The organism is Kaarinaea lacus, from assembly GCF_975902315.1.
On record NZ_CDLKIE010000137.1, the window covers coordinates 1 to 4884 of the forward strand.

General features: G+C 48.4%; 3 protein-coding genes. All 3 read right to left on the reverse strand.

What is annotated here, in order from left to right; all coding sequences use genetic code 11:
* Nucleotides 1-4: 4 nt before the first annotated feature.
* Nucleotides 5-832 (reverse strand): phosphate/phosphite/phosphonate ABC transporter substrate-binding protein, encoded by an 828-nt coding sequence (locus ACWVCM_RS03715; protein ID WP_455200366.1) that lies wholly within the window; start codon nt 830-832, stop codon nt 5-7.
* 920 nt (nt 833-1752) lie between these two features.
* Complete coding sequence (locus ACWVCM_RS03720; RefSeq protein WP_455200367.1) at nt 1753-2880, reverse strand: ABC transporter permease; 1128 nt, start codon at nt 2878-2880, stop codon at nt 1753-1755.
* On the reverse strand, nt 2877-4884 hold a 2008-nt coding region (locus ACWVCM_RS03725; protein ID WP_455200368.1), incomplete at its 5' end, for an ABC transporter permease. The genes ACWVCM_RS03725 and ACWVCM_RS03720, both read right to left, overlap by 4 nt.

The following is a 4884-nucleotide window of genomic DNA, read 5'->3' on the forward strand; positions in this document are numbered from 1 at the left end:
CTTGTTACCAACCATATACAACTCCTTGTAATAAGGATTCCAAATCCTGAAACTCTGTTATATCCGACTTAATAAAGTATTTCTTCTTTTTGCTGAATCGCGTCAATAACTGGTTTGCGGTTTTAGCTCCTGCCTCAGATATCATGTAATTGCGAATCTTTCTGATTTTGTCATTCTTTATTCGGGCATTAACGGTGATCGTCTGATTTGGTAACGGCTGGCTGTGGACTATAATTTTTGCCAGTTTTTGTTTTTCTGCAGGTTGCTTAAAAAACATTTTGTCCCTGACTACCGCGTATTTACAGTCTCCGGCAAAAAACTTTTTCATTACGACTTTCATGCCACCCTTGACGATTCTAATTTCTGGCTGAATGACGGGATTATGAAACACAGAGTGTACCATTACAGTACCCAGATTAGGTGAAGCCAGGCCACACACGGGTTTGTCTACAAGGTCTCGCAATGAGTTCACCTTGTCGTCATCTGCATGCGCCAATATCACAAACCTTAAGGAACCGGGTAATCTCGCGACAGGTACATGATTGGTATTTTTAATACGCCATGCGGCAAAATGTGGTCCGTCAAACACGATATCGTATTTTCCCTGCCGCATATCTCTCGAATAGGTATGCCAGTTTCCCGGATGCCGATAAGTTACTGGCTCGCCGAGTACGGCGCTTAATTGTTTAGCAATCGGTGCATAAAAGGATTCACCGGCTTCTGGTTTTTCCCGTGGGGGTGCGGTTAGCACAAGACCCGCAGACGCCACTCCATTATGCAGTAAAGTAATTAGGCCGATTATTACACAATATTTTTTTACTGACTTTTTCATGACAACTCCAAATATATCTAAAGCTTTCTTACAGTCGGATTGCCCATGCTGGCGAAGCGCATTGCACGAAAAATCCGGGTATTGATGTGTTTTATAGAGGGTTGCATTGACAAGCTGGATCGGGTTGATTGGGAGGTGATCTGTAATACTGCAGAACAAACGAAAGAAGGCTTTTGACATTGTGTCAAAAGTATCGGAACCGAATACAGCTCGGTAATATTCATCAACTACCCTTACTTCTATTTCTGGTACATCAGTCGTCAGAGTATTTTCAAACGTTATAACTTTTTACGTCTCGAATTTGTCAATTCAGCGTTAGCTGGGAGCAACTATCGATTCGCTAACAGTTCGTTCGAAATTGATTGCCGTATACCACATAACAGGTTTAACAGCTTATCAATAGCCCTAACGAACATTATGCAACTTTAATTAAGAACTTTCTAAAATCTTTTATGCCATGTATATAACGCGCCGGAATAATAAATGTAATAAGTTGATTTTAAGCGGTAATTTTTTCGTAAGCGTTTTTGAACTGTAAAAATTTAACGTAAAACCTAGGGTGATCCGCAGCTTATCCTAGGTGTTACCCTTAAGTGGTAAATAGCTTTATGCTTATAGTTTGCCTGATCTTTATTACCATGAGAACGTTGGGGGGGGGGAATTTATTGCTGACGTGATGTCGCGTAGTGTATATGTAGGTGCTGGAGTTGGGATTGGGATTTCTTTGGTTGATATGAATATACTGGATTTCGGACAAGTGCTGCGCACTTGGCTAGAATGATGTTCACCCCTCGTCGCTTCGCACATCCATGTGATCACGCGACATAAGCGCATCCTTGCGCAAAATCCTAGCCTTCTCCCCTCAAGGGGAGAAGGAATTGGTGACGCTCTCCTTCAAGGGAGATGGAGTAAAGGAAGACTCAAGTCAGCGCAATGGATTTACGAAATCGCACCAGCGCAATAAGAAAGAAAGTCGCGCCGATTGCAGCGATCGCCAATAACTGCGGCCATACCACTGCAATACCGGCGCCGCGAAACAGAATAGCCTGGGCGAGACTCACGAAATGCGTTGTGGGTGCTGCCAACATTATGCTTTGCACCGCGATTGGCATGCTTTCCTGTGGCGCGCTGGCACCGGAAAGCATATTCAGTGGTACTACGACGAGAATCATCAACAAGGCAAACTGTGGCATAGAACGTGTTATTGTTGCCAGCAGAATACCCAGTGCAGTGGTAGAAAACAGGTGCAACATTGCGGCGATCAGGAATAATGTCACCGAACCCGCGATGGGCATCGCAAGTGCACCTTGTAAAACAAACCATAATGACAGCGCTGCCACTACCAACACCATCAATCCGTTAGACCAGACCTTCGCAGCCATAATCTGAAATGGCGTGAGCGGCATCACTAATAGATGTTCAATGGTACCGTGTTCACGCTCGCGAATCAGTGCGGCGCCGGCCAGGATAATAGACAAAAAGGTTATGTTGTTGACCATTTCCATGGCGCCATAAAACCACACGCCGTTGAGGTTAGGATTAAACTGCATGCGTGTGGTTAACTTCACCGGTAATGCCATCTCGCCATGGTAACCCTGAACAAAATGAATCACTTCATCGGTAAAAATATTGTGAATATAGCCGGCACCGATGAATGCCTCGTTCATGCGCGTGGCATCGATATTAAGTTGAATCGCGGGCTGGTGTCCGGCCAGTACGTCACGTTGAAAGCCGGCAGGTATGTGCAAAGTAAAGGTATACAACCCAGCGTCAAGTCCCGGATCCACATCTGTAAACTGAATCAGTTTAGCGCGCATGAACTCCGGCGGACGTAGCGCATCGGCGAGACGCTGGGACAGTGGCGAACGGTCTTCATCCACGATCGCCACTGAAGCATTACGCAATTCCGTGGATTGACTATTTGCTGCTTCGAAAACACCAAAAGAAAATGCCCATATGAGGAAGATCAGTAACACCTTATCGAACCACAGGCTGCGCATCTCTTTCACCCCTAATTGCAGTATATTCGCCAGGCGTCCCATGGTCATTTCTCCTGCTTGGGCAATAGCATCGAACAGATCGCGATGATAGCCACAATAAATAGTGCCATCGCAACGAAGCGATCGCCAAGTTCATTGAAACCCAGTGCTTTGCCAAAGGTTCCCTGACTGATCACCAGGAAATGAGTGGTGGGATAAATTTTGGAGAATACCGCCGCCCCACCCTCCAGTGCAGATACTGAAGAGTTAAGTCCACAAAAAGAAAATGCCGGCGTCATGGTGGCGATAGCTGTGCCAAAGATGGCCGCTACCTGCGAGCGGGTAAAGGTTGACATTAACAGGCCGAGCCCACTGGTAGCGGTAACATAAAGCAGCGCACCGAGTGATATGGCGGCGAGACTGCCCTTGAAAGGCACATCGAACAGCGTTACTGATAACAACATTAATCCGTAAAAGCCAATCATGCTGATGATGACATAAGGCAGTTGCTTGCCGAGCAGGAATTCCAGCCGGGTGATGGGTGTAACGTAAAGATTAGTGATTGAACCCAATTCTTTTTCGCGCACCACGCCAAGAGCGGTCAACATCGCCGGCACCAGCACTAATAGTATGGCAATAGTACCCGGTACCATAGCGTTGAAGCTCTGGAAGTCCTGGTTATATCGGTAACGGACTTCGATATCGGCAGCGGCTACGGGCGAGGTTACACCGTTGCGGGTAGCGAGATCCGTGAGGTATTGATAGTGCAATCCCTGCACATAACCACGAATCGTTTCGGCACGAAACGGCATGGCACCATCGATCCACATGCCCACTTCCGGAGCGCGGCCACGCCTGAGATCACGGCCATAGCCGGGTGGAATCTCGACGGCGAGACTCAACTCGCCGTTGCGCATGCGCCGGTCAAGTTGCGCATGGTCGTAGATCGGTTGCCGTTCCAAAAAGTAACGCGAGCCGGCGATATTCTGGATGTAGTCGCGGCTCTCGGGTGTCTGGTCCCGGTCGAGCGCGGCAAAGCGCAGCTCGTCGACATCAAACGTCATGCCGTAACTTAACAGGATCATCAGGACCACCGAACCAAACAGCGCGAACGTGAGACGGATGGGATCACGCCATAGCTCCAGTGACTCACGTCGCGCTACTCCGAACAGGCGTAAAAACCGGAAACCGCTGCCCGGGCCTGTAGCATGGGGCTTTGACTTTATTGTTGTTGCTTCTTCCAGTGGCTCCTCTGATTCTTTACCTGCTGCATCTTCGAGATAACCAATGAAGGCTTCTTCCAGGCTTGCCACGTTTCGTGATTGCTTGAGTACTTCCGGTGTGTCACTGGCCAGTACCTTACCGGCATGCATCAGGGAAATACGGTCGCAACGTTCCGCCTCATTCATAAAGTGGGTGGAGATAAAAATCGTTACCCCCTGATTGCGTGCAATATCCAGTAACAGTTCCCAGAATTGATCACGCGCTACTGGGTCGACGCCTGATGTGGGTTCATCAAGGATCAGCATCTCCGGTTTATGCACCATGGCAACGGCAAGTGATAGACGTTGACGAATACCCAGGGGCAGTGAAGCCGCCAGGGTATCGGAGTATTCGCCGAGGCCGAAACGTTCCGTTAATTCACTGGTACGGGGAACAACCTGCTCGCCCGGCAAATGAAACAGCCGGGCATGCAATATCAGGTTTTGTTGCACGGTGAGTTCTGAATACAGGGAAAATGCCTGGGTCATATAACCCACCCGCTTACGAGTGGCAAGATCATGCGGATTAACCAACTGACCAAACAATTTGGCTTTACCATCGCTGGGTGGTAACAGGCCGGTGAGCATTTTCATGGTGGTGGTCTTGCCGCAACCGTTGGAACCCAGGAAGCCAAATATTTCGCCGCGTTCTATACGAAAGCTTACATTATTCACTGCGGTGAATTCACCAAAGCGCATTGTCAGTCCATCGGCCTCAATGGCCGGTACGCCACCATCCTCCGCTTTGCGCGGTGGTACGGTAACCACGTGATGGCCGTCGCGCGCAGTCTCCGGTAACAACTGGATAAAA

Bases quoted from the DNA above. Each gene is read 5' to 3' on its own strand.
- ACWVCM_RS03720 (WP_455200367.1), bottom strand. From the start codon at position 2,880: ATGACCATGGGACGCCTGGCGAATATACTGCAATTAGGGGTGAAAGAG.
- ACWVCM_RS03715 (WP_455200366.1), bottom strand. From the start codon at position 832: ATGAAAAAGTCAGTAAAAAAATATTGTGTAATAATCGGCCTAATTACT.